Source organism: Streptomyces echinatus (genome assembly GCF_014203595.1).
Classification (GTDB): domain Bacteria; phylum Actinomycetota; class Actinomycetes; order Streptomycetales; family Streptomycetaceae; genus Streptomyces; species Streptomyces echinatus.
The window spans coordinates 559744-583401 of the sequence record NZ_JACHJK010000002.1 but is presented as its reverse complement, the minus strand read 5'-3'; the positions used below and the strand labels follow the sequence as shown (position 1 = coordinate 583401).

Annotated in this window: 21 protein-coding genes and 2 pseudogenes; 15 read left to right on the top strand and 8 right to left on the bottom strand. The window is 71.6% G+C overall.

What is annotated here, in order from left to right; translation table 11 throughout:
* Window positions 1-46 precede the first annotated feature (46 nt).
* Window positions 47-1324: a cation:proton antiporter domain-containing protein gene (locus FHS34_RS07165; protein ID WP_184962288.1), complete on the top strand. Its 1278-nt coding sequence runs from the start codon at window positions 47-49 to the stop codon at window positions 1322-1324.
* Between the two features lie 85 nt (window positions 1325-1409).
* Here FHS34_RS07165 and FHS34_RS07160 read toward each other — a convergent pair whose 3' ends face one another.
* Window positions 1410-1802, bottom strand: coding sequence for a VOC family protein (locus FHS34_RS07160; protein WP_184962286.1), 393 nt, complete (start codon window positions 1800-1802; stop codon window positions 1410-1412).
* Window positions 1803-1873: 71 nt separating this feature from the next.
* Between FHS34_RS07160 and FHS34_RS07155 the strand changes: the two genes are divergently transcribed.
* Window positions 1874-2413 (top strand): GNAT family N-acetyltransferase, encoded by a 540-nt coding sequence (locus tag FHS34_RS07155; protein WP_184962284.1) that lies wholly within the window; start codon window positions 1874-1876, stop codon window positions 2411-2413.
* Window positions 2414-2549: 136 nt separating this feature from the next.
* Here the strand turns inward: FHS34_RS07155 and FHS34_RS07150 are convergent, their stop codons facing one another.
* The gene (locus FHS34_RS07150; protein ID WP_184962282.1) at window positions 2550-3233 is read right to left on the bottom strand and encodes a glycerophosphodiester phosphodiesterase; all 684 of its coding nucleotides are present in this window, start codon (window positions 3231-3233) and stop codon (window positions 2550-2552) included.
* A gap of 404 nt (window positions 3234-3637) precedes the next feature.
* Between FHS34_RS07150 and FHS34_RS07145 the strand changes: the two genes are divergently transcribed.
* The 4 genes from FHS34_RS07145 to FHS34_RS07130 all read left to right on the top strand — a co-directional run bounded on the left by FHS34_RS07145 (window position 3638) and on the right by FHS34_RS07130 (window position 7568).
* Window positions 3638-5035 (top strand): DUF6421 family protein, encoded by a 1398-nt coding sequence (locus FHS34_RS07145; protein WP_184962280.1) that lies wholly within the window; start codon window positions 3638-3640, stop codon window positions 5033-5035.
* Between the two features lie 38 nt (window positions 5036-5073).
* Window positions 5074-5832: an SDR family NAD(P)-dependent oxidoreductase gene (locus FHS34_RS07140; protein WP_184962278.1), complete on the top strand. Its 759-nt coding sequence runs from the start codon at window positions 5074-5076 to the stop codon at window positions 5830-5832.
* Window positions 5829-6899: a threonine aldolase family protein gene (locus FHS34_RS07135; RefSeq protein WP_184962276.1), complete on the top strand. Its 1071-nt coding sequence runs from the start codon at window positions 5829-5831 to the stop codon at window positions 6897-6899. Before FHS34_RS07140 ends, FHS34_RS07135 begins: the two co-directional genes overlap by 4 nt.
* A 78-nt stretch (window positions 6900-6977) precedes the next feature.
* Window positions 6978-7568: a transglutaminase-like domain-containing protein gene (locus tag FHS34_RS07130; RefSeq protein ID WP_184962274.1), complete on the top strand. Its 591-nt coding sequence runs from the start codon at window positions 6978-6980 to the stop codon at window positions 7566-7568.
* Between the two features lie 348 nt (window positions 7569-7916).
* Here the strand turns inward: FHS34_RS07130 and FHS34_RS07125 are convergent, their stop codons facing one another.
* Window positions 7917-8645, bottom strand: coding sequence for a lysophospholipid acyltransferase family protein (locus tag FHS34_RS07125; protein WP_184962272.1), 729 nt, complete (start codon window positions 8643-8645; stop codon window positions 7917-7919).
* 246 nt (window positions 8646-8891) lie between these two features.
* Here FHS34_RS07125 and FHS34_RS07120 point away from each other — a divergent pair.
* From FHS34_RS07120 to FHS34_RS07105, 4 genes and pseudogenes are all read left to right on the top strand, one after another.
* Window positions 8892-9315 (top strand): annotated as a pseudogene (locus FHS34_RS07120) (thioredoxin family protein).
* Window positions 9316-9502: 187 nt separating this feature from the next.
* Window positions 9503-10012 (top strand): flavin reductase family protein, encoded by a 510-nt coding sequence (locus tag FHS34_RS07115; protein WP_184962269.1) that lies wholly within the window; start codon window positions 9503-9505, stop codon window positions 10010-10012.
* 219 nt (window positions 10013-10231) lie between these two features.
* Window positions 10232-11017 carry an electron transfer flavoprotein subunit beta/FixA family protein gene (locus FHS34_RS07110; RefSeq protein WP_184962267.1) on the top strand — a complete coding sequence of 262 codons (786 nt, stop codon included), beginning with the start codon at window positions 10232-10234 and terminating at the stop codon, window positions 11015-11017.
* A gap of 52 nt (window positions 11018-11069) precedes the next feature.
* On the top strand, window positions 11070-12032 hold the full coding sequence (locus FHS34_RS07105) for an electron transfer flavoprotein subunit alpha/FixB family protein (protein WP_184962265.1): 963 nt from the start codon (window positions 11070-11072) through the stop codon (window positions 12030-12032).
* Window positions 12033-12091: 59 nt separating this feature from the next.
* Here the strand turns inward: FHS34_RS07105 and FHS34_RS07100 are convergent, their stop codons facing one another.
* A complete protein-coding gene (locus FHS34_RS07100; protein WP_184962263.1) occupies window positions 12092-12997 on the bottom strand; it encodes an endonuclease/exonuclease/phosphatase family protein in 906 nt (301 codons plus the stop codon).
* 212 nt (window positions 12998-13209) lie between these two features.
* On the opposite strand from FHS34_RS07100, the gene FHS34_RS07095 reads away from it, so the two are divergent.
* On the top strand, window positions 13210-14508 hold the full coding sequence (locus FHS34_RS07095) for a DUF6986 family protein (RefSeq protein WP_184962261.1): 1299 nt from the start codon (window positions 13210-13212) through the stop codon (window positions 14506-14508).
* Window positions 14509-14626: 118 nt separating this feature from the next.
* On the opposite strand, the gene FHS34_RS07090 is transcribed toward FHS34_RS07095, so the two are convergent.
* The gene (locus FHS34_RS07090) at window positions 14627-15676 is read right to left on the bottom strand and encodes a LacI family DNA-binding transcriptional regulator (RefSeq protein WP_184962259.1); all 1050 of its coding nucleotides are present in this window, start codon (window positions 15674-15676) and stop codon (window positions 14627-14629) included.
* A 207-nt stretch (window positions 15677-15883) separates the two neighbouring features.
* On the opposite strand from FHS34_RS07090, the gene FHS34_RS07085 reads away from it, so the two are divergent.
* Window positions 15884-16837, top strand: coding sequence for an ROK family protein (locus tag FHS34_RS07085; RefSeq protein WP_184962257.1), 954 nt, complete (start codon window positions 15884-15886; stop codon window positions 16835-16837).
* Window positions 16838-16880: 43 nt separating this feature from the next.
* On the opposite strand, the gene FHS34_RS07080 is transcribed toward FHS34_RS07085, so the two are convergent.
* Window positions 16881-18902 (bottom strand): NPCBM/NEW2 domain-containing protein, encoded by a 2022-nt coding sequence (locus FHS34_RS07080; RefSeq protein ID WP_184962255.1) that lies wholly within the window; start codon window positions 18900-18902, stop codon window positions 16881-16883.
* A 332-nt stretch (window positions 18903-19234) separates the two neighbouring features.
* Here FHS34_RS07080 and FHS34_RS07075 point away from each other — a divergent pair, with 332 nt between their 5' ends.
* Entirely contained in the window at window positions 19235-19792 is a 558-nt protein-coding gene (locus FHS34_RS07075) for a GNAT family N-acetyltransferase (protein ID WP_184962253.1), read from the top strand.
* A gap of 92 nt (window positions 19793-19884) precedes the next feature.
* Here the strand turns inward: FHS34_RS07075 and FHS34_RS07070 are convergent, their stop codons facing one another.
* Both FHS34_RS07070 and FHS34_RS07065 read right to left on the bottom strand, forming a co-directional pair.
* On the bottom strand, window positions 19885-21186 hold the full coding sequence (locus FHS34_RS07070; protein ID WP_225817763.1) for a cytochrome P450: 1302 nt from the start codon (window positions 21184-21186) through the stop codon (window positions 19885-19887).
* A gap of 417 nt (window positions 21187-21603) precedes the next feature.
* Window positions 21604-21942 (bottom strand): annotated as a pseudogene (locus tag FHS34_RS07065) (hypothetical protein); the annotation flags it as partial.
* 169 nt (window positions 21943-22111) lie between these two features.
* Between FHS34_RS07065 and FHS34_RS07060 the strand changes: the two are divergent.
* Together FHS34_RS07060 and FHS34_RS07055 are read left to right on the top strand one after the other, a co-directional pair.
* Entirely contained in the window at window positions 22112-22303 is a 192-nt protein-coding gene (locus tag FHS34_RS07060; RefSeq protein WP_184962251.1) for a hypothetical protein, read from the top strand.
* A 151-nt stretch (window positions 22304-22454) separates the two neighbouring features.
* On the top strand, window positions 22455-23498 hold the full coding sequence (locus FHS34_RS07055) for an NUDIX hydrolase (protein WP_184962249.1): 1044 nt from the start codon (window positions 22455-22457) through the stop codon (window positions 23496-23498).
* The last annotated feature ends 160 nt before the right edge of the window (window positions 23499-23658 follow it).

The window sequence follows — 23658 nt, the reverse complement described above, 5'->3', positions numbered from 1 at the left end:
GCAATTGGGGAGGGCGGACCGGAGCGCAAGGACGGAGACCGACTGCATGACCACGGAACAGACCACCTCACTTCTCGTCGGGCTCGCCGCCATGGTCCTCCTGGCGCGGCTGCTCGGCGCACTGGCTCGCCGCCTGGGCCAGCCCGCGGTGATCGGTGAGGTCCTGGCGGGCATCGCGCTGGGACCGACCCTGTTTCACGGGGCGCTCTCCGACACCCTCTTACCTGCCGACACGCGGCCCCTGCTCAGCGCCCTGGCCGCGATCGGTGTCGCCGTCTTCATGTTCATCGTCGGACTGGAGTGGGACGCGGCCCTGATCCGGGGAAGCGGAGCCATCGCCCCCACCGTCTCGCTGAGTTCCATCCTGCTGCCGTTCGGCCTGGGCGCCGTTCTGGGGCTCTATCTGATGGACGACTACGGCACCGACGACAGGACGGCGTTCCTGCTGTTCATGGGCATCGCCATGTCGATCACCGCGTTCCCGGTGCTGGCCAGGATTCTCACCGACCGGAACATGGCCCGTACCCCGCTGGGCGTGGTGGCGCTGGCCTGCGCCTCCATCGACGACGTACTCGCCTGGTCCCTGCTCGCCGCCGTCGTCGCGATCAGCGGCTCGGCAGGGCCCGACCAGTGGCGGATCCTGCTCGCCGTCCCGTTCCTGCTGGCCATGCTGTTCCTGGTGCGCCCCGCCCTGCGCCGCCTGGTGGACCGTCGGCCGTCGCTCCGGCTCACCCCGACCGTCTTCGCCGGCATCGTCGCGGGCCTGCTGCTGTCCGCCGCCGCCACCGAGTGGCTGGGCCTGCACTACATCTTCGGCGCGTTCCTCTTCGGCGTCGTGCTCCCGCGCTCCGGCACCGACCGGCTCCGCCGTGACGTGCACGAGCGCCTCGGACACATGAGCAGCACCCTCCTCCTTCCCGTGTTCTTCCTCGTCGCCGGCCTCAAGGTCGACCTCTCCGGGCTCGACGCGAACGGGCTCGGGGACCTCGGGCTCATCCTGCTGGTGGCGGTCGGCGGAAAGTTCGTCGGCGCGTTCGCCGCCGCCCGCCTCAACCGGATGCCGGTCCGGCAGTCGGCCGCGCTGGCCACCCTGATGAACACCCGCGGCCTGACCGAGCTCATCGTCCTGAACGTGGGACTGCAACTGGGCTACCTCGACCAGGAGCTCTACTCGCTCATGGTCGTCATGGCCGTGGTGACGACCGCGATGGCGGGTCCGCTGCTCACCTGGCTGCTGGGACGGCCCACCGTCGACGGCGGCGCGACCACCGGATCCCTCATGTCCGCCGAGGCCGGCGAACGCGCGACGGACCCCGCCGTCTAGCCGTGCCCGGGAACGGCTAGACGGCGGTGGGTGAGGCGGCCGGCCCCGGCGTCCGCCGGGAACGGCCGCCTCACCCGGCACATCCCTAGATCCCGGGCCGGTGACGCAGCGGGTGGTCCGACGGGATCTCCACCAGGACGATCGGCGTGCCGTCCGGGTCGGCGATCCACATCTCGACCAGCCCCCAGGGCTCCTTCACCGCGGGCCGTACGATCTCGACGCCCCGGGCCCGCAGCTCCTCACCCGCGGCCGTCACGTCCGCCACCTGCAGCCACAGCCGCACCGCCGGTGAGGGCGGCCCGTCGGACCGGCCGGAGAGCTCCAGGAAACCGCCGCCGAGGAAGTAGACCGTGCCGCGCTCGGGACCGGTACCGAACTCGCGGTAGACGGACAGCCCGAGCTGCTCGCCGTAGAACGTGCGGGAGCGCTCGGGGTCGGAGGGCCGGAGCAGGGTCCGGCTGCTCAGTACATGCACCATGCGGGGGGAGCCTAGCGGCAGCGTTACTCTCATCGGTGGCTCAGCCACGCCCGAGATCGGAGACCACTGCCATGGACAACCCCGCCGCCGGACTCGTCTTCCGTGATGCCACCGACGCCGACGCCGACGCCCTCGTCGCACTGATCGAGTCGGCCTACCGGGGGGACAGCAGCCGGGCCGGGTGGACCACCGAGGCGGACATCCTGGAGGGGCAGCGGACCGACCCCGAGGGCGTGCTCGAAGTGATCAAGGCGCCGGACAACCGGCTGCTCACCGTCGAGCAGGACGGCCGGATCGTCGCCTGCTGCCAGCTGGAACACCGCGGTGTCCACGCGTACTTCGGCATGTTCGCGGTGAGTCCCGCCCTGCAGGGCGCGGGCCTCGGCAAGATCGTCATGGCGGAGGCGGAGCGACAGGCGCGCGAGGCCTGGGGCGCCACGGAGATGCACATGACGGTGATCTCCGTGCGGGAGGACCTGATCGCCTGGTACGAGCGGCGCGGCTACCGCCGTACGGGAAAGACGTCCCCGTTCCCGTACGGCGACGAGCGCTTCGGCATCCCGCGGCGCGACGACCTGGAGTTCGAGCTGCTGGTCAAGAACCTCGACTGAGCGCGCCCCAGCGCTTCGGCGTGCCCCCCACGGCGTGCCGTGTACCCGGGCCGTGCCGTGGGAGCATGCCGTGTTCCCGGCCCATGCCGCGGCGCCGACGCGGTGGCGCCCGGGCACGCCGTGACGACCGAGGCGCCTACGCCGTGAAGCGCCCCGTGCGTTTGATCTCCGGATAGTCGGTCGTCGCCCCGTCCAGCTCCAGCGCGCGCACCAGCCGCAGTTGCTCCTGCGTGTTGACCACCCAGCCGACGATCCGCAGCCCGGACGCGCGCGCGTGCTCGACGACCTCCAGGGTCAGCCGGCGGATGTCGAGACACAGGGCCGCGGCACCCACGGCGACGGCGCGGTCCACCACATCGGTGCCGTACCGGCTCGCGACCAGCGCGGTGCGCACGCCCGGCACCAGTCGCGCGATCTCGGCGACCGCGTCGTCGTGGAAAGAGGAGACCTCCACCCGCGCGGTCAGGTCCCGCGCGCGCATCACCTCCGCCAGCGCCCGTGCCGCCGCCACGTCCTTGATCTCGACCTGCAGCGGCGCGCTCACCGCCTCCAGAACCTCTTCGAACACCGGTACCCGCTCGCCACGGCCCGCGTCCAGGGCGCGCAGCTCCGCGAGGGTCTTCTCGGCGATCGGTCCGGAGCCGTCGGTCGTACGGTCCACGTCCGCGTCATGCATGACGACGAGGGCGCCGTCCTTGCTCAGGTGCAGATCGAGTTCGATCAGATCGAGGCCGGCCCGCTGCGCGGCGACGAAGGAACGGAGGGTGTTCTCGGGCTCGACGCCCATGACCCCGCGGTGACCGATGGTAAGGAAGTTCAAGGTTCAACTCGCTTCCGTCGACGGCGGCTCGGCGACGCGCGGACCGACGGATGCGTCCCGGACGTCGTCGTCCACGCGGCAAGGCCGCAGCCTAATGGCCGGACCGGACGTTGAACCCGCAGCTGCGCATGGCATTCGGGACCCGGGGCAGGCGCCAGTTGGCCGGTATCCGCCCCGGCCGTCACCCGCCAGTGGGCGAGTCCCCCGCGCCCTTGACCCATCGGGGCGCCACCGCTACGGCGTCGGGCGCCGTCGGCGGAAGTGAGCGTCGTCACGGTTTACGGCAGGAAAAACATCGGCGACCAAGGGCGTACGCAGAATAATTTTCGGGTCACGGTCTTGCTGAGAGAAACGGGGTATGCATACGGTGTCCATACGAGAGGTTCTCCCGTGGAGGATGGGACATGACGGAAATTCTTGTGCAGGCGGGTACGGAGGGACTGGTTCCTTCGCTGACCAGGGTGGTTGAGCACCCGGCCTGGCCCGTGCTCAAGGATGCCGTGGAGCAGATTCGGCCATGGCAGTCGAAGGACGGTTCGATCGACTTCGAGGCCGAGGGTGCCCCGCAGCGGGCCGACGCGGTGGCGGCGATCGAGCGTGTAGCCGACGCCGTCGAGCAGCTTTCCCCGCTGGTCCCGCACGACGCGGCCTACCACGAGGCCCTCGTGAAGGACCTGCGCCGCTGGGCCGAGGGCGGCTTCGAGGTGCCGGACTTCCTGGACTCCCTGCTGGCCTTCCAGCCCGCCGCGAACCGCCAGGACGGCCTGCAGCACCTGGTCGTCTTCCCGATGTACACGCAGAACGGCAACCTGGACCGCAACCTGGAGGCGGTCGTGCTGCGCATGGTCTGGCCGGACTGGCTGTCCGAGCTGGAGCGCACCCGCTACGACAACCCGCTGTTCTGCGGCATCACCTTCGAGGACTTCACGCCGGGTTACGACACCCACTCGGCCGTGCTCTTCCCGGAGACCATCGCCGTCCGTGAGGCGCCGGAACGTTTCTCCTGGGGTGGCATCTTCTGTGACCGCGAGGCCGCGCGCTTCCGCCGCGTGACCGACGCCGCCGTCGGCGTCCTCGGTCTGGAGCTGCCCGAGGACATCGCCGCGATGGTCCACGACCAGAAGCGCTGCGAAGAGGCCTTCGTGCTGTGGGACATGGTTCACGACCGCACCCACAGCCACGGCGACCTGCCGTTCGACCCGTTCATGATCAAGCAGCGCCAGCCGTTCTGGATGTACGGTCTGGAGGAGCTGCGCTGCGACCTCACCGCCTTCAAGGAGGCCGTGAAGCTCGAGGCGGACGGCGTCCCGCAGGCCCGCGACGTGCAGTACGCCGTGCTCTTCGACCGCATGTTCCGCTTCCCGGTCACCGGCGACCGCAACCGCAACTACGACGGCCTCGGCGGCCAGCTGCTCTTCGCCTACCTGCACAAGCACGACGTCGTCCGCTGGACCGACAACAAGCTCTCCATCGACTGGGAGCGCGCCCCGCAGGTCACCAACCAGCTGTGCGCCGACATCGAGAAGCTGTACAAGGACGGCATCGACCGCCCGAAGCTGGTGCACTGGTTCGCCGGCTACGAGCTGGTCTCCACCTACCTGGCCCCGCACCCCGGCTCCAAGTGGGCCAAGGGCCCCGACGCCCTGGACCTCACCCTGCCGCCGCGCAAGCTCGTGGACGACGTGCTTCCGGACGAGTTTCCGCTGAGCATGTTCTATGAGGCGCTGTCCAAGAAGCTGAAGAATGTGATCGCCTCGGCCAAGGGCATCACGGCGGACGGCGCCGAGCGGCTCGCCGCGTGAGCGGCCGGCTGAAGAACACTGCTCAAGAGGGGAAGAACATGGTGGGGAACGGGTCTCTCAGTGGTGCGGTGATCGCGGTGGCCGGTGCGGGCGGACCCGCCGGACACGCGACGCTGGTGCGGCTCGCGGAAGCGGGCGCGGTCGTCGTCGGAGCCGACAACAACCCGGAGCGACTGGCGGAGGCCGTCGACGCCGCCCGCTACGCCCGGGGCGGCGCCACGGTCACCGGCGAGACGGTCGACCTGCTCGATCTGCAGTCCACCCGCGACTGGGCCGCGCGCATCGAGAAGGACCACGGCCGCGTCGACGGACTGGTCCACCTCGTCGGTGGCTGGCGCGGCAGCGCGACCTTCGCCGAGACCGACCTCGCGGACTGGGAGCTGCTGGAGAAGCTGCTGGTCCGCACCGTCCAGCACACCTCCCTCGCCTTCTTCGACGTCCTGCAGCGCAGCGACCGCGGCCGGTACGTGCTGACCAGCGCCGCCGGCGCGTCGAAGCCCACGGCGGGCAACGCGGCGTACTCCGCGGCCAAGGCCGCCGCCGAGGCGTGGACGCTCGCGATGGCCGACGGCTTCCGCAAGGCGGGGATCGCCGAGGGCGCCGAGGGGCCGCGCTCGGCGGCTGCCATCCTGGTGGTGAAGGCGCTGGTGCACGACGCGATGCGCGCCGAACGCCCCAACGCGAAGTTCGCGGGCTTCACGGACGTCAAGGACCTGGCCGAGGCCATCGAGGGCGTCTGGAGCAAGACCGCCGCCGAAGTGAACGGAAACCGTCTGTGGCTGACCGAGAAGCCGTGAACCCTCCCAAGACCGACGCGCGTCGCCATCACGACCCGCAGGTCCGCGGTTTCGCCAGTGACAACTACGCCGGGGTCCACCCCGAGGTGCTGGCCGCCGTGGCGCTGGCCAACGGCGGTCACCAGGTGGCGTACGGCGAGGACGACTACACCGAGAACCTGCAGGGGATCATCCGCGGTCACTTCGGGGCCACGGCGGAGGCCTTCCCGGTCTTCAACGGCACCGGTGCCAACGTGGTCGCGCTCCAGGCGGTCACCGACCGCTGGGGCGCCGTGATCTGCGCCGAGAGCGCGCACATCAACGTGGACGAGGGCGGCGCGCCCGAGCGCATGGGCGGTCTGAAGCTGCTCACCGTGCCCACCCCGGACGGCAAGCTCACCCCCGAGCTGATCGACCGGCAGGCCTGGGGCTGGGAGGACGAGCACCGCGCGATGCCGCAGGTCGTGTCGATCACCCAGAGCACCGAGCTGGGCACCCTCTACACGCCCGGGGAGATCCGCGCGATCTGCGAGCACGCCCACGCGCGGGGCATGAAGGTGCACCTGGACGGCTCCCGGATAGCGAACGCCGCCGCCTCCCTCGACGTGCCGATGCGTACGTTCACCAACGCGGTCGGCGTCGACATCCTGTCGTTGGGCGGGACGAAGAACGGCGCGCTGTTCGGCGAGGCGGTCGTCGTCATCAACCAGGACGCGGTGCGCCAGATGAAGCACCTGCGGAAGATGTCGATGCAGCTGGCCTCGAAGATGCGCTTCGTCTCCGTGCAGCTGGAGGCCCTTCTCGCCAAGGACCTGTGGCTCCGCAACGCCCGCCACGCCAACGAGATGGCCCAGCGGCTCGCCGAGGGCGTGCGCGCGGTGCACGGTGTGGAGATCCTCTACCCGGTCCAGGCCAACGGCGTCTTCGCCAAGCTGCCGCACGACGTGAGCGAGCGCCTGCAGAAGCGCTTCCGCTTCTACTTCTGGGACGAGGGCGCCGGGGTGGTCCGCTGGATGTGCTCCTTCGACACCACGGAGGACGACGTCGACATGTTCGTGGGCGCCCTCAAGGAGGAGATGGCCCGCTGACCTCACGGCGCGCATAGGTATGCGGTCACCCGGAAAGTCATTGACTGTCGGGTGATCGCATTCTTATGCTCTGCGGGCATGGAGCTGATCCAGAACACAGCCGACCTGTCCGCGTACCTGGCCGCAGACGAGGTCATCGATCACCATCACCCGGTGGTCGGGGCAGCCGCCGCCCGCCTGACCGCAGAGGTGGCAGACTCGTATGAATATGCGCGGGCCGCCTATGAGTTCGTCCGGGACGCCATCCCGCACTCCCGGGATTCCGGTGATCTCCGTGTCACCTGGCGCGCCTCTGACGTGCTGGCCCTGGGCACCGGCATCTGTCACGCCAAGTCCCACGCCCTGGCCGCCCTGCTCCGGGCCGAGGACATCCCGACCGCCCTCTGCTACCAGCGCCTGACCGACGACGAGGGCGGCCACGCGGTCCACGGCCTGGTCGCGGTCCGCTTCAACGGCGCCTGGCACCGGCAGGACCCCCGTGGCAACAAGCCCGGCATCGACGCCCGGTTCTCCCTGGACGGCGAACGGCTGGCCTGGATCCCCGATCCCGCGTCCGAGGAGACGGACTACCCGGTCCTGTACGCCGAACCGCACCCGGCCGTCCTGGACGCCCTGCGAGCCGCCCCCGACCGGCCGCACCTGCGGAAGACGCTCCCCGACGCCCTCTGAGACCGACACGAGGGGCGCGGGCCCGGTCGGTTCCGGTGAGGCCGAGGCCGCGCCGCCGAACTGACGGAAGGCGGGCAATGGTTCGGCGAGCCGAGTGTGCCCGGCTTTTCGAACAGGTCGGACTGTGCCGACAGAAGGTGCGCGGGGAACTGCGCGAGCGCCCCACGCGCTCCCGCACCCGGCGACGGCGACAACGTCGCACGACGGGCGGCCGTGGCCACCCGGAAAGGGAACCCGGCCGGGGTCACCCGCAAAGAGACCCTGAACAACCCCTGCGCCGGGGCCACTCGACGCCGCACCACGGGCACCCGGCGTCGCACCGCGCGCCTTCCGTCCCGTGGCGCTCGCTCAGTGCGCCTCCGCCGCGCGCAGTTGCTCCATCGTCGGTGCGGTGCCGCCCAGGTGCGCCGGCAGCCACCAGGAGTCCTCCGGCCCCTTGGGCCGGCCCGGGTAGGCCCGCTGGGCGGCGTCCAGGAGCTCCTGGACGCGTTCGCGCAGCCGGCGGGTGATGGCCCCGGCGTACTGGTCGCGGGGTGCCTCCACGGCCTCGCCCACGCGAATGGTGACGGGCAGGTGGTCGCGCTTGAAGTTGCGGGGCTGGCCCTTCGTCCACAGCCGCTGCGTGCCCCAGACGGCCATCGGGATCAGCGGGACGCCCGCCTCCTGCGCCAGGCGTGCCGCACCCGACTTGAAGCTCTTCAGTGCGAACGACTGCGAGATGGTGGCCTCCGGGAACACCCCGATGACCTCGCCGGAGCGCAGCGAGTCCAGCGCGTGCGCGTAGGCGGCCTCGCCCTGGGTGCGGTCCACCGGGATGTGCTTCATCCCGCGCATGAGCGGCCCGGAGATCCGGTGACGGAAGACGGACTCCTTCGCCATGAAGCGCACCAGGCGCTTCTGCGGCAGCGCGGCCAGGCCGTTGAAGACGAAGTCCAGGTAGCTGATGTGATTGCTCACCAGCACGGCGCCGCCCGAGCGCGGGATGTTCTCCGACCCCTGACAGTCGATCTTCAGATCCCAGACCTTGAACAACGTCTTGGCGAAACCGATGACGGGACGGTAGACCAGCTCTGCCATGGGCGGGGTGGACCCTTTCTGCTCTGCTCGGGAAAGGGGATCCCGGCGGGGAAGTTACGCAGCCGTAGGTTTTACGGCGTCTCGCAGATCGTGCCCGAAGAACGGACGGGTAGCCAGTCCTGGTGCCCCGCGCCGGGGAGATCCTCGTCACGTCGGCCTACACCCCACCTCGGATCTTTGGATCCCCTTTACCTCGGCAGGGGTCTCGCCGGGAATCTCGGCCGCTCCCGCACGGTTGTAGCCGGGATGACCGGACCGGTGGTGCGCCCTTCGCGGGGTGCCCGCGGAGGTGGGCCGCGCGAGCGGCGGAACGGGAGTGCGGGTGCGCGGGCGTGACGACGGCAGGCGGCTCGGGACGGCCGAACTCGGCGCCGAACTGGGCGAGCGCGCCACGCTGGTGCAGTTCTCCAGCGCCTTCTGCGCGCCCTGCCGGGCCACCCGGCGCGTCCTCGGCGAGGTCGCCGGGATGGTCCCGGGCGTGACCCACGTCGAGATCGACGCCGAGGCCCACCTGGACCTCGTACGCGAGCTGGAGATCCTCAAGACCCCCACCGTCCTGGTCCTGGACGCCGATGGGCGGGTGGTGCGCCGCGCCGCCGGGCAGCCCCGCAGGGCCGACGTCATCGCCGCGCTGGGGGAGGCCGTCCGGGCGGGCCGCACGGGACAGTGAGACATCTTCCAGAACGGGGAACCTGCTTGACTGTGCGCCACACCTATCGTCAACCTGACCGTATGCCGACCGAACTCCTTCTCCACGGGCGGGTCCACATCGACCTCGCCCGCACCGCGAGCGCACGTTGTCCCGGCTGTTGAGCAGCCACGGACCCGTTCCTCTTTCCTCGCAGAAGGACAACTCCATGACGGCAACGCCCGGCCTCGGCACCCCCCAGATCGCCTCTCCCGACCTCTTGCGCTCCACCTTCCGCCGGCACGCGGCCGGGGTCGCGGTGATCACGGCGCGCGGCGCCTCCGGTCCCGTCGGGTTCACCGCCACCTCCCTCACCTCCGTCTCCGCCGATCCGCCGCTGGTCTCCTTCGGCATCGGTACGGGCGCCTCCAGCTGGCCCGCAGTGGCCGAGGCGGACCATGTCGGCGTGCACATACTCGGCGAGCACCAGAGCGACCTGGCCGCCACCTTCGCGCGCAGCGGTGCCGACCGGTTCGGGGCGGCCACCGCCTGGCGGGACGGGCCGGAGGGCGCGCCGGTGCTGGACGACGTGCTCGCCTGGCTGGTCTGCCGGATCGTGGGCCGGGTGCCGGCCGGTGATCACCGGATCGTGCTCGCCGAGGTGGTCGTGGGCGACCCCTCGGGCGCCGGCCGACCGCTCCTCTACCACCAGGGCCGCTTCCACGGCCTGCGGGATTGATCACGGCCGACCGCTCCTGCGGAGCCGTCGAATTCCGGTTACGCTGCGTTGCGAACGTCACAGTTCAAAGCGCTTGCTTAGCGGGCAGGAACTGGGTGTACTGACGAGTAATATTTCGGTCGGAGCGCGCCGACGCCCCGACCGGGATCGGCCGCTTGAGGCGCCTATGCTGCCTCCAAGAGGCAGCCCGGAAATAGACGATGCAGTAGGAGAGCCGGCGTGAGCTTGAGGATCGTTGTCACTGTGAAGTACGTGCCCGACGCCACTGGCGACCGGCACTTCGCCGATGACCTGACCGTCGACCGCGACGACGTGGACGGTCTGCTCTCCGAGCTGGACGAGTACGCGGTCGAGCAGGCGCTGCAGATCTCGGAGAACGCGGACGACGCCGAGGTCACCGTTCTGACGGTCGGCCCCGAGGACGCCAAGGACGCGCTCCGCAAGGCCCTCTCGATGGGTGCCGACAAGGCCATCCACGTCGAGGACGACGACCTGCACGGCACCGACGCCATCGGCACCTCCCTGGTGCTGGCCAAGGCCATCGAGAAGGCCGGTTACGACCTGGTCATCTCCGGCATGGCCTCCACCGACGGCACCATGGGCGTCGTCCCGGCGCTGGTCGCCGAGCGCCTGGGCGTCCCGCAGGTCACCCTGCTCTCCGAGGTCTCCGTCGAGGGCGGCGTGGTCAAGGGCCGCCGCGACGGTGACGCCGCCTCGGAGCAGCTGGAGGCCCAGCTCCCGGCGATCGTCTCCGTGACCGACCAGTCCGGCGAGGCCCGTTACCCGTCCTTCAAGGGCATCATGGCGGCCAAGAAGAAGCCGGTGGAGTCCTGGGACCTGTCCGACCTGGACATCGAGGCCGAGGAGGTCGGTCTCGACGGCGCGTTCACCAAGGTCGAGGCCGCGAACGAGCGTCCGGCCCGCACGGCCGGCACCATCGTGAAGGACGAGGGCGAGGGCGGCAAGCAGCTCGCTGAGTTCCTCGCGGGCCAGAAGTTCATCTAGGGCCCGCCCCCGCTGACCGCCCCTCAACTTCGTTACGCAGGAGAGCAATCCCATGGCTGAAGTCCTCGTCTACGTCGACCACGTGGACGGTGCCGTCCGCAAGCCCACCCTGGAGCTGCTGACCCTCGCCCGCCGCATCGGCGAGCCGGTCGCCGTCGCGCTGGGCAACGGCGCCGCCGACACCGCCGCCACGCTCGCCGAGCACGGCGCGGTGAAGGTCCTCACCCACGACGCGTCCGAGTACGCCGACTACCTGGTCGTGCCGAAGGTCGACGCGCTGCAGGCCGCCCACGAGGCCGTCTCCCCGGCCGCCGTGCTGGTCCCGTCCTCCGCCGAGGGCAAGGAGATCGCCGCCCGCCTGGCGCTGCGCATCGGCTCCGGCATCATCACCGACGCCGTCGACCTGGAGGCCGGCGACGAGGGCCCGGTGGCCACCCAGTCGGTGTTCGCCGCGTCCTTCTCCACCAAGTCCCGTGTCATCAAGGGCACCCCGGTCATCACGGTCAAGCCGAACTCGGCCGCCGTCGAGGCCGCCCCGGCCGCCGGTGCGGTCGAGGCCCTGTCCGTCACCTTCTCGGACAAGGCGACCGGCACGAAGGTCACCGGCCGTACGCCGCGTGAGTCGACGGGCCGCCCGGAGCTGACCGAGGCCGCGATCGTGGTCTCCGGTGGCCGCGGTGTCAACGGCGCGGAGAACTTCTCGATCATCGAGGCGCTCGCCGATTCCCTGGGTGCGGCCGTCGGCGCCTCGCGTGCCGCGGTGGACGCCGGCTGGTACCCGCACACCAACCAGGTCGGCCAGACCGGCAAGTCGGTCTCGCCGCAGCTGTACATCGCCAACGGCATCTCCGGCGCCATCCAGCACCGTGCCGGCATGCAGACCTCGAAGACGATCGTGGCCGTCAACAAGGACGCCGAGGCCCCGATCTTCGAGCTGGTCGACTTCGGTGTGGTCGGCGACCTCTTCGACGTCGTCCCGCAGCTGACCGAGGAGATCAAGACCCGCAAGGGCTGAGCTCCGCCTTCGCCGTACGAGGCCCCCGCGACCGAGCAGACGGTCGCGGGGGCCTCGCCTCATCCCAGCGTCAGGGAAGCCTGCACCGGCAGGTGGTCGCTGGGGAACTGGCCGTTCAGCGAGAAGGTGCCGATCGAGGCCCGGTGGACCGTGACCGCGGGGGTGGCGAGGATCCAGTCGATGCGGTCCCCGTTCGGCCTGGGCGGCCGGTATCCGTGGAAGGTCCCGTACAGGGCGCCGCGCTCGGCCGCGGTGTCCCAGGTGTCGGTCAGGCCGGAGGCCAGCATCGCGTCGTAGACCGGGCTCCTGTGCGCGGGGACGTTGAAGTCGCCGGTGACGAGGAGCGGCAGCGAGCGGTCCAGCCCGGCGATGCGCCGGAGGATCAGGGCGGCGGCCCGCGCCCGTGCCCTCCGGCTGCGGTCGTCGAGGTGGGTGTTCAGGACGAAGAACTCCCGGTCGCCGTCGAGCAGGTCCCGGAAGCGGACCCACGTCGCCATCCGGACGGAGCCGCCGCCCCAGCCGTTGGACCCGATGACGTCCGGTGTGTCCGAGAGCCAGAAGTGGTCGTACTCCTGCGGAGCGAGCCGGCGGGTGTCGTAGAAGACGGCCGCGAACTCGCCGCGGCTGCCGCCCGCGCGTCCGGTGCCGATCCAGTCGTAAGGGGCTCCGAGGTCGGCCTCGATGTCGCGCAGCTGCTGGTAGAGCCCTTCCTGGGTGCCGATGATGTGCAGGCCCTCGCGGTGCATCAGGGCGCGCACCGCGGGTCTGCGGGCCGCCCAGCTGTGGGGCTCGGCGGTGCTCGCGTGGCGGAGATTGAACGACATGACGTGGAGGGGTGGAGCGCCGGGCCGTCTGCCCGCCCGGGCGGGGCCGGCGGAGAGTGCTGTACTGGGCGGGGGCACGGCGGCCGGGGCCGACGCGGCCTTCCGGCCCGTACGGCGCGTGACGCGGCTGAGGATCGGCACGTGTGCTCCTTCTGCGACGGCTGCCGGGCGGCCCGTTGAGGAACCGCTGTACGGGAAGGAGGGACTCGGTCCAGGCTGCCAGATCGACGTGAACGGGCCGGGAGCGGGGAGCGGAGGGAACGCCGTGCGGTGTTGACCAGCGGGAAGGTTGGCGGATAACTTCACTATACGGATTGTTGATTCCGTAGAGCGGAAAGCTTGGAGGGTGTGGGATGGGTCAGCAGGAGAAGGTGGCGACAAGCCTCGCAGGCACTGTCAGCGAGGAGATCAGCGCCTCCCTCGCACCGGTCGACGCGGAGCTGGAGCGCCGCTACCCCGGGGACCCCGGCACCCGGCAGCCCGTCCACACCGTGTACGTCCCCGGTGACGCCTTCGCCGCCGACACCCTGCGCACCTGGGGCGACCAGGCGCTCGCCCTGCTCGACGAACACGCCCCCGACGCCGCCTCCTTCGCGGCCGTCCTCGGCCTCGCCGACGACCTCGCCGAGCCCGTCCACTCCCGCGTCCGCGCCAAGCTGGAGCGCGAGCCCATCGAGGACCTGCGCGTCGACTTCGAGGACGGCTACGGCCCCCGCCCCGACGCCGAGGAGGACGAGGCGGCCGCCCGTGCCGCCCGCCTGATCGCCGAGGCGTACGAGAACGGCACGGCGGCGCCGTACATGGGCATCCGCATGAAGTGCATGGAGGCCCCCGTACGCGACCGGGGCATCCGCACCCTCGACGTCTTCCTCACCGGCCTGATGGAGGCCGGCGGCCTGCCCGACGGCCTCGTCCTCACCCTGCCGAAGGTGACCTACCCCGAGCAGGTCGGCGCTTTCGTCCGCCTCCTGGAGGCCTTCGAGAAGGCGCACGGCCTGGACGCCGGCCGGCTGGGCTTCGAGATCCAGATCGAGACCAGCCAGTCCATCCTCGCCACCGACGGCACCGCCACCGTCGCCCGCATGATCCAGGCCGCCGAGGGCCGCGCCACCGGCCTGCACTACGGCACCTTCGACTACAGCGCCTGCCTCGGCGTCTCCGCCGCCTACCAGGCCAGCGACCACCCCGCCGCCGACCACGCCAAGGCGATCATGCAGGTCGCGGCGGCCGGTACCGGTGTCCGGGTCTCCGACGGCTCCACCAACGTGCTGCCCGTCGGCCCGACCGCCAAGGTCCACGACGCCTGGCGGCTGCACTACGGCCTCACCCGCCGCGCCCTCGCCCGCGCCTACTACCAGGGCTGGGACATGCACCCGGGGCACATCCCCACCCGCTACGCGGCCGTGTTCGCCTTCTACCGCGAGGGCTTCGAGCAGGCCGCGGGCCGCCTCGCCCGGTACGCCAACCGGGCCGGCGGCGACGTCATGGACGAGCCCGCCACCGCCAAGGCCCTCAGCGGCTACCTCCTGCGCGGCCTGGACTGCGGCGCCCTGGACATCGCCGAGGTCGCCCGCCTCAGCGGCCTGACCCGCGCCGATCTGGAGGGCTTCGCGTCACCCCGGCGGGGCGACCTGACCGCCTCCGCGCAGTAGCGTGCCGCCCGGGCCGCGGCCGGACGAGCCTCCGGCGGTACCCGCTGGGGCCGACGGCCGCCGTACGGCCCGCTCCGCGCGGCGCCGGCCGGTCCGGCGCCGCGGCGGTGTGCCGCGGTCAGTCCGCCGGCGGCAGTTCACCCGAACCGCGCGTGATCAGCCGGGTCGGCAGCTCGATCCGCTCCGGCGCGACGAGCGTGCCGTCCAGCTGACGGAAGAGACGCTCGGCGGCGGTACGGCCGAGGGCCGCGGAATCCTGCGCGACGACCGTGACGCCCGGCTGGAGCAGATCGGCCAGCTCGATGTCGTCGAAGCCGACGAGCGCGACCCTGCGGGACTGCTCGGCGAGGACCCGGATGACGGTGACCGTCACCCGGTTGTTGCCGGTGAAGACCGCGGTGACGGGACCGGGGCCGGCCAGCATGTCCTCCGCCGCCCTGCGCACCCGCTCCGGGTTCGTCGCCCCCAGGGACATCCAGCGTTCCTCGACGGCTATCCCGGCGTCCTCCATGGCCGCCCGGTAGCCGCGCAGCCGCTCGGCCGCGGTGTGGATGCGGGGCATGTCGCCGATGAAACCGATCCGGCGGTGGCCGTGCGCGATGAGGTGGGCGACGCCGTCACGGGCACCGCCGAAGTTGTCGGACAGGACCACGTCGGCGTCGATGCGCCCGGCCGGCCGGTCCACGAACACGGTCGCCACGCCGGCCCTGATCTCGGGCTCCAGATAGCGGTGATCGTCCCCGGCCGGAATCACCACCAGGCCGTCCACCCGCCGGGCGCACAGGGCCAGCGCCAGCTCCTGCTCCCGCTCGGGGTCCTCGGCACTGGAGCCGTTGATCAGCAGCGCCCCGTGGGCGCGGGCCACCTCTTCCACGGCACGGCTGAGCGGGCCGTAGAACGGGTCCGCGAGATCCTCCAGGACCAGGCCGATGCTCGCCGTACGCCCCTTGCGCAGCACCCGGGCGCTGTCGTTGCGGCGGAACCCGAGGGCGTCGATCGCCTCCTGCACCCGGCGCTCGGTGTCGGGCGTGACCCCGGGCTCGCCGTTGACCACCCGGGAGACCGTCTTCAGTCCGACCCCGGCGCGCGCCGCCACGTCCTTCATCGTCGGGCGGTTGCCGTACCGCGTGCCGGGAAGGCGGTCCGCGCGGCGGGTGGTCTCGGGCACGATGCGCTGTCCTGTCTCTCGTCCGTCTCTCACACCGGGGGTAGTGCGTGATCCGTGGGCTTGTATGAGGATGTGGCGTCGAGCATAGAGCCTGGACAACGTTGTCAGATGCGAGAGAGACTGTCCACCGCTGTCTCCGGCCTGCGCCCCCACCGCTTGACCGGCCTGCCTCTTTTTCTCACGCTTCAACGGGGAGATCTGACTCTGATGCACACCGACCTCGTGGCGGCCCTGGACATCGGCGGCACCAAGATCGCCGGCGCGCTGGTGGACGGCGACGGACGGATACTGGCCCGGGCCCAGCGCGCCACGCCCGCCCAGCAGGACGGCGAAACGGTCATGCGGGCCGTCGAGGGGGTGCTCGGCGACCTCGCCGGGTCGCCCCTGTGGGGACGCGCCGGCTCCCTGGGCATCGGCAGCGCCGGCCCGGTGGACGCCTCGGCGGGCACCGTGAGCCCGGTGAACGTGCCGGGCTGGCGTGACTTTCCGCTGGTCGACCGGGTGCGTACGGCCACCGGGGGTCTGCCGGTCGAGCTGATCGGCGACGGTGTCGCGATCACCGCCGCGGAACACTGGCAGGGCGCCGCCCGCGGCCACGACAACGCGCTGTGCATGGTGGTCTCGACGGGCGTCGGCGGCGGCCTGGTTCTCGACGGGCGGCTGCACCCCGGTCCGACGGGAAACGCCGGCCACATCGGCCACATCAGTGTCGACCTCGACGGCGATCCCTGCCCGTGCGGCGCGCGCGGCTGTGTGGAGCGCATCGCGAGCGGCCCCAACATCGCCCGCCGCGCGCTGGAGCGGGGCTGGCGTCCCGGGCCCGACGGGGACACCTCGGCCGCCGCGGTGGCCGCCGCCGCCCGTTCGGGCGACCCGGTCGCCGTGGCCTCCTTCGAGCGGGCGGCGCAGGCGCTGGCCGCCGGTATCGCGGCCACCGCGACCCTGGTCGAGATCGACATCGCGGTGATCGGCGGGGGCGTCGGCAAGGCGGGCGAGATCCTGTTCACCCCCCTGCGCAAGGCCCTCACCGACTACGCGACCCTGTCCTTCGTGCGGCGGCTCACCGTCGTACCCGCCCAGATGGGCACCGACGCGGGCCTGGTCGGTGCCGCCGCGGCGGCGTTGACCCGCAGGCCGGACGCGACCGCGGCGAGCGTGTAGCCGGTCGTCGGCGTCGGCGTCGGCGGTCCGGTGGTACGGCGGCTCAGCAGCTCAGCCGCGCGTCCGCCCAGTCGGCGTGGTCCGAGTCGACGCCGTCCCCGCCGTCGGTGACGACGAGCCGGACCACCTGGGCGCCGGTGACGTCGGCGGTGACCGGTTCGGCGGGCATCGCGTTGGTGAGGACGCCCGTGGCCGCGACCCGGGTGCCGTCCGCCCGGATCTCGAAGGCGACGGTGCCCTTCGCGCCCTTCTCGTCGTCCACACCGACGGAGGCGGTGATCTTCTCGCAGGCCCTGCCGGTGTAGAAGGAGACGTCGCTGAGCGCGTGGACGCCGAGTCCCCTGGCGTACACCGTCCCGCCGATGGTGAGCGGCCGGCCGTCGCCCGCGTCGCTCTCCCCGTTGCTGGTGTCGCGCTCCACCGGCCCCCAGCCGCTGGTCGCGGACAGCCACGGCAGGTCGCCGAGGTACGACGTGCCGGAGGGCGGCCGCACGACGACGGACGCGGTCAGCGGGAGGGTGCCGGTGACCGGTGTGCCGGACGGCGAGCGGTGGCTCGTCCGCAGCGTGAGGCCGTAGGACCCGGCCGGGGTGCCGGGCGGGGCGGTCACCCGCCAGCCGGTGCGCAGGGTCCGGCCGGTGGAAAGGGTGGCGGCCGAGGCCGCCGAGGTGGCCCGCACGGTCCAGCCGGCGGGGCCGGTCAGCGTCACGGACACCCGCCGTGCGGGCGTGCGTCCGAGGTCGGTGACGGTGCTGGTCAGCGTGGCCGGGGTGGCCGCCTCCAGCAACGGGTCGCCGTCCAGGCCGAGTTCGACGGCGGGCGGGTGGTCGGCCCAGCGCGGGTCGGCCGACACGCGCAGCAGGACCGTGGCATGGGCCGGGACGGTGGCCGCTATGGTCCCGGCGGTGTTGTAGCCGCGGTGCTGCCACAGGTCGCGCAGGGTGTAGGCGTCGGCGTCGGGGAGTCCCACGGCGCTCGCGGTGGTGGCGATCCGCTGGGCGGTGCCGGATTCGTTGAAGAGGGCCACCGCGCGGCTGCCGTCCCGCATCTCCTTGGCGACGACCCAGCGCCCGTCCGCGGCGGAGACGACCGCGCCCTGCCTGCCGAGCGGGTCCTGGTCGACGGCGATGACCTCCTCGTTGGCCAGGATGTCGAAGGTCGCCTGCGAGGCCTTGCGCAGGTCGGTGCCGATGAGCAGCGGCGCGGCCATGACCGACCAGAGCGAGAAGTGCGAGCGGTACTCGGTCTCCGTCATGCCGCCGTTGCCGACCTCCAGCATGTCGGGGTCGTTCCAGTGGCCGGGACCGGCGTGCGGCGCGAGCGGGAGATTCTGCTTCAGGATCGACAGCATCGAGCTCCAGCTGTCGCTGATGTCCCCGGTGGTCCGCCACAGCTGGCCGACGTCCGAGGCCCACTCCCAGGGTTTGTTCTCGCCCCATTCGCAGATGCTGTAGACGATGGGCCGGCCGGTCGCCCGCAGCGCGTCCCGCATGGTCCGGTAGCGCTGCCGGGCGTCCACGCCCTGGTTGTTGCAGTTGTCGTACTTCAGGTAGTCGACGCCCCAGTCGGCGAACTGCCGCGCGTCGCTGTACTCGTGGCCCAGCGCGCCCGGGAAGCCCGCGCTGTTGCAGGTCTTGGTGCCGGCACTGGTGTAGATGCCGAGCTTGAGCCCCTTGGCGTGCACATAGTCCGCGACCGCCCTGATCCCGCCGGGGAAGCGCACGGGGTCGGGTACCAGCTCGCCGTTCGCGTCGCGGTGCGGCAGGGCCCAGCAGTCGTCCAGGTTGACGTACCGGTAGCCCGCGTCCTTCAGGCCCTTCGCCACGAAGAGGTCCGCGATGCCCTTGACCATGTCCTCGTTGAACTCGGCCCGGCAGTGCGTGGAGTTCCAGTTGTTGAAGCCCATCGGCGGGGTGAGGGCCAGGCCCTCGGTGACGGCGGGGATCGCGGGAGGCCCGGTGGGGGCCGCCAGGGCGGGCGCGGCGAGGCCCGCCGCGCACAGCAGTCCTGCGGTGAACGCTCCGGCCACTCTGCGGCGGGTCGTGCGGCTGTGAGGGTGACGCATCGTCGACGTTCCTCCAACTCGCGAACGGCGGGATGACGGCATGTACGCGTCATCGGTGCGCGTTTACGGTAGGACGTGTCGGAGTCTGTTGGAAGAGGGGCGTCATAAGCGAGGGTTGGCCGTTCGGGTCTGTTCGCTTCGGTAGGCGGAGGCGATCGGAGCCGGTGAATCCCGCACCGGTGACCAGCACGCGGGAGGGCCCGGCGACGAGGGTCCGCTACCGGCTCTCGGCATGCTCACGCCTGCGCGCCTCCATCGCGCTTGAATACACGCAGGTCCTGCCTCGGTGTGCCTCTCGGCCTCGTGCGCACAGCAGCGTGGTCAAATGGGGCATGGCCTCGTCCTGGACCGGTGACCGGGTACGCCTGCGCGCGATCGAGCCCGACGACTGGACGGCGTTCATGCGCTTCGCCGACGACGCCGGGCGGCGAGGGAGCCGGCTGGATCTGCCGCGGTCCGCCGAGAGCTACCGTGCCTGGGCGAAGGAGCAAGCCGTTGCCGAGTGCGATGACGACCGCTTCCGGTTGGCAGTCGAAGCGACGGCCACGGGAGAGCTGGTGGGCATGGTCGGCTCGCATCGTACCGGCCCTCGTTCAGGCTGGTTCGAGTTCGATGTCACGATCGGCGCCGACCACCGGCGCAGGGGCTACGCGGCGGATGCCGCGGTGCTGCTGCTGCGCTTCATGTTCGCCGAGCGGCGCTATCACAAATGCGTAGCAGCGATCCTCGCCCGCAACGCGCCATCGCTGGCACTTTTCCGCCGGCTCGGCTTCACCGAAGAGGGGCGCCTGCGGGAACACGTCTACTTCGCAGGCCGGCACCACGACCTCGTCATGACGGGCATGCTCGCCGACGAGTTCGACCAGCGACACGGGATGAGCGGGCCATGAACCGGTCGTTCCGGCGTGTGAACGGCACGCGGCTTGATCGGCGTTCGCTGTTCTCCGGTGGAGGCGGCCTGTCACCGAATGCGGGACGGCCCTCAGTCCCGCAAGGTGGCGCGCAGGCGCAAGCCGACGGTTGCGAGGCCTTCGAGGGTGGTGACCTGGTAGCTGGGTTCCGGTCCGGGCGGCTCGCTCAGCTGGTAGCGGCGGGCGGTCTGCGCGGTCAGGAGCGTCAGCATCGCCATGGCCAGAGCGGCTCCCTCGCAGCCGTGCGGCCCGGTACCGAAAGAGAGGAAGACCCCGGGTTTCGCCGGTGAGCCCGAATCGTCCAGCCAGCGCTCGGGCTGGAACCGGTCCGGCTCGGAATACTCCCGAGCGTCGCGGTGGGCGGTGTAGGGGCAGACGAGAACGGTGGACCCGGCGTCGATGGTGTAGTCGGCGAGCTGGGTCTGTCGCGGGGCGCGCCGGGTCAGGAGCCAGCTCGGGGGGTACAGCCGGAGCACCTCGCTGACCAGTGCCTGGGTGTATCGCAGGCTGCCGAGGTGGGTGCTGGTCGTCGCGGCCGGGTCCGCGGGCAGCGAGGCGGCTTCGGCCGCGACGCGGTCCGCTGCCCGGGGGTGCCGGGCCAGGTGGAGCAGGATCCATCCGGCTGCCCGGGAAGGGGTCTCGAAGGTGGCGACGGTGATTCCGGGAAGAGTGTCGAGGACGGCCGCTTCCGGCAGCAGGCCGTAGTGGGGAGAGGGCCGGAGCATCTGTCCCAGCATGTCGTCGCCGAGCCGGCCCGACGAACGACGCCGGTGGACGATGGGCCGCAAAGCGTCCGTGAAGGCGACTTGCTGCCGCGTGCGGAACCGCCGTGCCGGTGTGGGGATCCAGCGCGGCCATTCCCAACGCGACGGGCGTACGAGTGCCTCCCGGGCCAGGAAGAGCTGTGAGGCGTAGGGCAACAGGGCGGGAGCGTCCTCGGAGAAGAGGTAGCTCAGGCCGATCCCCGCCAGGGCGTGCCGGACCGGGGGCAGAATCTCGACGTCCTGGTCCGTGGGCCACTGGTCGGCGAATCGAGCGGTCCGGGGCGCAATCTCACCGATCCGGGCCGCAACCGCCTGCGCCCGTAGTCCGCGCATACGGGCGGCGTGAGCGTGCGCACGCTCCTCGGGTGTCGGCGCTCCGCTCGACCGCTTCAACGGCGGGAAGAGAGGCGAGGGTGCCTTGGGGAAGTCCTGCGCGCGGTGCAGGACCGCTTCACAGGGCCCGGCCGCGGCGGCTACGTAGACACCCGGCTCCAGTTGCCAGACGTCCCCGCACTCCTCGGCGCCACGGCGCGCCATTGCCAGCCGGTCGCGGCTCCAGGCCGCGAAGCCCCCTTCGGGCAGTCGCGGCGGCTCATTCCTTCGGCCCATGAGACCGTCCGTCCCTGGCTCTCGCACCTGTCCAGGCCGATGCAGTCTGCAGACGGGGAACCGGCGGGCGCCCGGGGGCGCCCGCCGGCAGTGCGGTCAGTCCTGGTCGCCGGCGTACGCATCCCATTCGTGGGCGCCGTACGCACCGTAGTGGCGGGTGAAGGACAACTTGCCGAGCAGCTTGGCGATCATGGTGCACTCCTCTCGCCTGCCTTCAACACCAAAGGCCACATACGACATTTTGCCACGCGCGGCACATCTGCGATACAGGGCACATTCCGGTCGTCGGTCGCACGCGTCCACCCCCGCCGAGCTCCTGCGCCCACACGCTCCTCACGCGTCATCGGTGCGCGACAACACCCGGGTGCCGGGGCGGCGCGGTCGTTCACTCGCGCTCCGAAGCCGCGCGGAACGGCGCACGACCTCGATGCGACCGACGATGTGGGCGTTGAACTCGTCGAGCTCCTCGGCCGGAACCCACAGCTCCAGTATCGTCTCGCCGCCTGCCTGGCGGACCGGGTAGCGGGCGAGGAACTCCGTGTCGACCTCGAAGCGGGTCACGAAACCGGCGCCGTCGTGCTTGACGTTCCGGTCCCGGGCGATGCGGATCGCGTAGTCCTCGTTCAGCACCGGATAGAAGATCGGCTGCTCGGGCAGCCGCGGCGGCCAGGCGCGCCACCCCAGTTCCCGGACCAGCTCCAGCTCCACGGGGCCCGTCGGGCGCCAGAGCGTGGTGGTGGAGCGGGGGCCGGTCATGGTGTCGCCCTTTCCGGTGTTCGACGGCGGTCGTCCGGGCGGTGCCGGACCTCCGGGACCCCATCGCCCCGCCGATCACGGGGCCACGGCGTTTCGCGCCGCGACGGCCGGCCGGCGAAACCGCGGTGATCCGCGTGACCCCCGCCCGCCCACCACAGTTGGTCAGCGCATGAAGAAGCGCAGCATGCTGGCCATCGCCACTCTCGCCACCGGATTCGTCGTGGCCGCCGTCACCCCTCCCCACGCGGCGGACGCCACCCCTCTCGACGACCCCGGCGTCTCGACCGCCCTCGACACGGTCGGCCAGGTCGTCGACGACGGCACCCTGGCCGTCGACGAGAACCCCCTCGGGCAGGTGTAGGCCCTCCGCCGTACGGGGTGTGTGCCGGTGTTCCCGCGGCAGGGGGCACCGGCACAGCCGTGTGCGCGGACAGGCGCCCTCAACGGGACGGGGTTTCCGTGGCAGGGTGGAGCGGGCAAGCCCCAGGGGGCCAACAGAAGAGGGGGAGTCCGTGACCGTCGTCTGGATCAACGGCGCGTTCGGTGCGGGGAAGACCACCACCGCACGCGAACTGATCGAACTGATCCCGAACAGCACGCTCTTCGACCCCGAGGTCATCGGCGGGGCGCTCACGCACCTGCTGCCGCCCAAGCGCCTCGCCGAGGCCGGCGACTTCCAGGACCTGCCGATCTGGCGCAGGCTGGTCGTCGACACCGCCGCCGCGATGCTCGCCGAACTGGGCGGCACCCTCGTGGTGCCCATGACCCTGCTCCGCCAGGAGTACCGCGACGAGATCTTCGGCGGCCTCGCCGCCCGCCGGATCGCGGTGCACCATCTGCTCCTCGCCCCGGCCGAAACGATCCTGCGCGAGCGGATAGCCGGGCGGGAGATCCCGCCCGAGGCCCTCGACGGCGAGATACGCGTGCGCCAGTGGGCGTACGACCACATCGAGCCCTACCGTGCCGCACTCGCCGCCTGGCTCACGGCCGACGCCCACCCGCTCGACACCAGCGCCCTCACCCCGTACGAGACCGCCGTCCGCATCGCCGACGCCGTGGGCAGCGGTGCCGTACCCGTCTGCGACATCGTGCAGACCCCCGAGCCGACCGCCGAGACGCTCGCCGCCGGGGTGCTGCTCTTCGACGAGGACGACCGGGTGCTGCTGGTCGACCCCACCTACAAGCCCGGCTGGGAGTTCCCCGGCGGCGTGGTGGAGCGGGGTGAGGCACCGGCCCGCGCCGGGATGCGTGAGGTCGCCGAGGAGACCGGGATACGGCTGCGGGAGGTGCCCCGGCTGCTCGTGGTGGACTGGGAGCGGCCCGTCCCGCCCGGCTTCGGCGGGCTGAGGCTGCTGTTCGACGGTGGCCGGCTGGAGTCGGGCGAGGCGGCCCGGGTGCTGCTGCCCGGGCCGGAGCTGCGCGCCTGGCGGTTCGCCACGGAGCAGGAGGCCGCCGCCATGCTGCCCCCGGTCCGTTACGAGCGGCTGCGCTGGGCGCTGCGAGCGCGCGAGCGGGGCAGGGCGCTCTACCTGGAGGCCGGCGTACCGGTCGGCTGACCGGCCACCCGGTCCGGCCCACCCCTCGTCCCGGGGCATCCGTCGTCCCGGAGCCGGGGCACCCCTCGTGCCGCGGCCGGTGTACCGCATCGCACCCGGTCCGGCCCACCCCTCGTGCCGGGGCCGGTGTACCGCATCGCACCCGGTCCGGCCCATTCCG

Bases quoted from the DNA above. Each gene is read 5' to 3' on its own strand.
- FHS34_RS07145 (WP_184962280.1), top strand. From the start codon at position 3,638: ATGACGGAAATTCTTGTGCAGGCGGGTACGGAGGGACTGGTTCCTTCG.
- FHS34_RS07060 (WP_184962251.1), top strand. From the start codon at position 22,112: ATGAAGAAGCGCAGCATGCTGGCCATCGCCACTCTCGCCACCGGATTC.
- FHS34_RS07105 (WP_184962265.1), top strand. From the start codon at position 11,070: ATGGCTGAAGTCCTCGTCTACGTCGACCACGTGGACGGTGCCGTCCGC.
- FHS34_RS07085 (WP_184962257.1), top strand. From the start codon at position 15,884: ATGCACACCGACCTCGTGGCGGCCCTGGACATCGGCGGCACCAAGATC.
- FHS34_RS07070 (WP_225817763.1), bottom strand. From the start codon at position 21,186: ATGGGCCGAAGGAATGAGCCGCCGCGACTGCCCGAAGGGGGCTTCGCG.
- FHS34_RS07095 (WP_184962261.1), top strand. From the start codon at position 13,210: ATGGGTCAGCAGGAGAAGGTGGCGACAAGCCTCGCAGGCACTGTCAGC.
- FHS34_RS07075 (WP_184962253.1), top strand. From the start codon at position 19,235: ATGGCCTCGTCCTGGACCGGTGACCGGGTACGCCTGCGCGCGATCGAG.
- FHS34_RS07130 (WP_184962274.1), top strand. From the start codon at position 6,978: ATGGAGCTGATCCAGAACACAGCCGACCTGTCCGCGTACCTGGCCGCA.
- FHS34_RS07080 (WP_184962255.1), bottom strand. From the start codon at position 18,902: ATGCGTCACCCTCACAGCCGCACGACCCGCCGCAGAGTGGCCGGAGCG.
- FHS34_RS07160 (WP_184962286.1), bottom strand. From the start codon at position 1,802: ATGGTGCATGTACTGAGCAGCCGGACCCTGCTCCGGCCCTCCGACCCC.
- FHS34_RS07115 (WP_184962269.1), top strand. From the start codon at position 9,503: ATGACGGCAACGCCCGGCCTCGGCACCCCCCAGATCGCCTCTCCCGAC.
- FHS34_RS07125 (WP_184962272.1), bottom strand. From the start codon at position 8,645: ATGGCAGAGCTGGTCTACCGTCCCGTCATCGGTTTCGCCAAGACGTTG.
- FHS34_RS07140 (WP_184962278.1), top strand. From the start codon at position 5,074: ATGGTGGGGAACGGGTCTCTCAGTGGTGCGGTGATCGCGGTGGCCGGT.
- FHS34_RS07165 (WP_184962288.1), top strand. From the start codon at position 47: ATGACCACGGAACAGACCACCTCACTTCTCGTCGGGCTCGCCGCCATG.
- FHS34_RS07155 (WP_184962284.1), top strand. From the start codon at position 1,874: ATGGACAACCCCGCCGCCGGACTCGTCTTCCGTGATGCCACCGACGCC.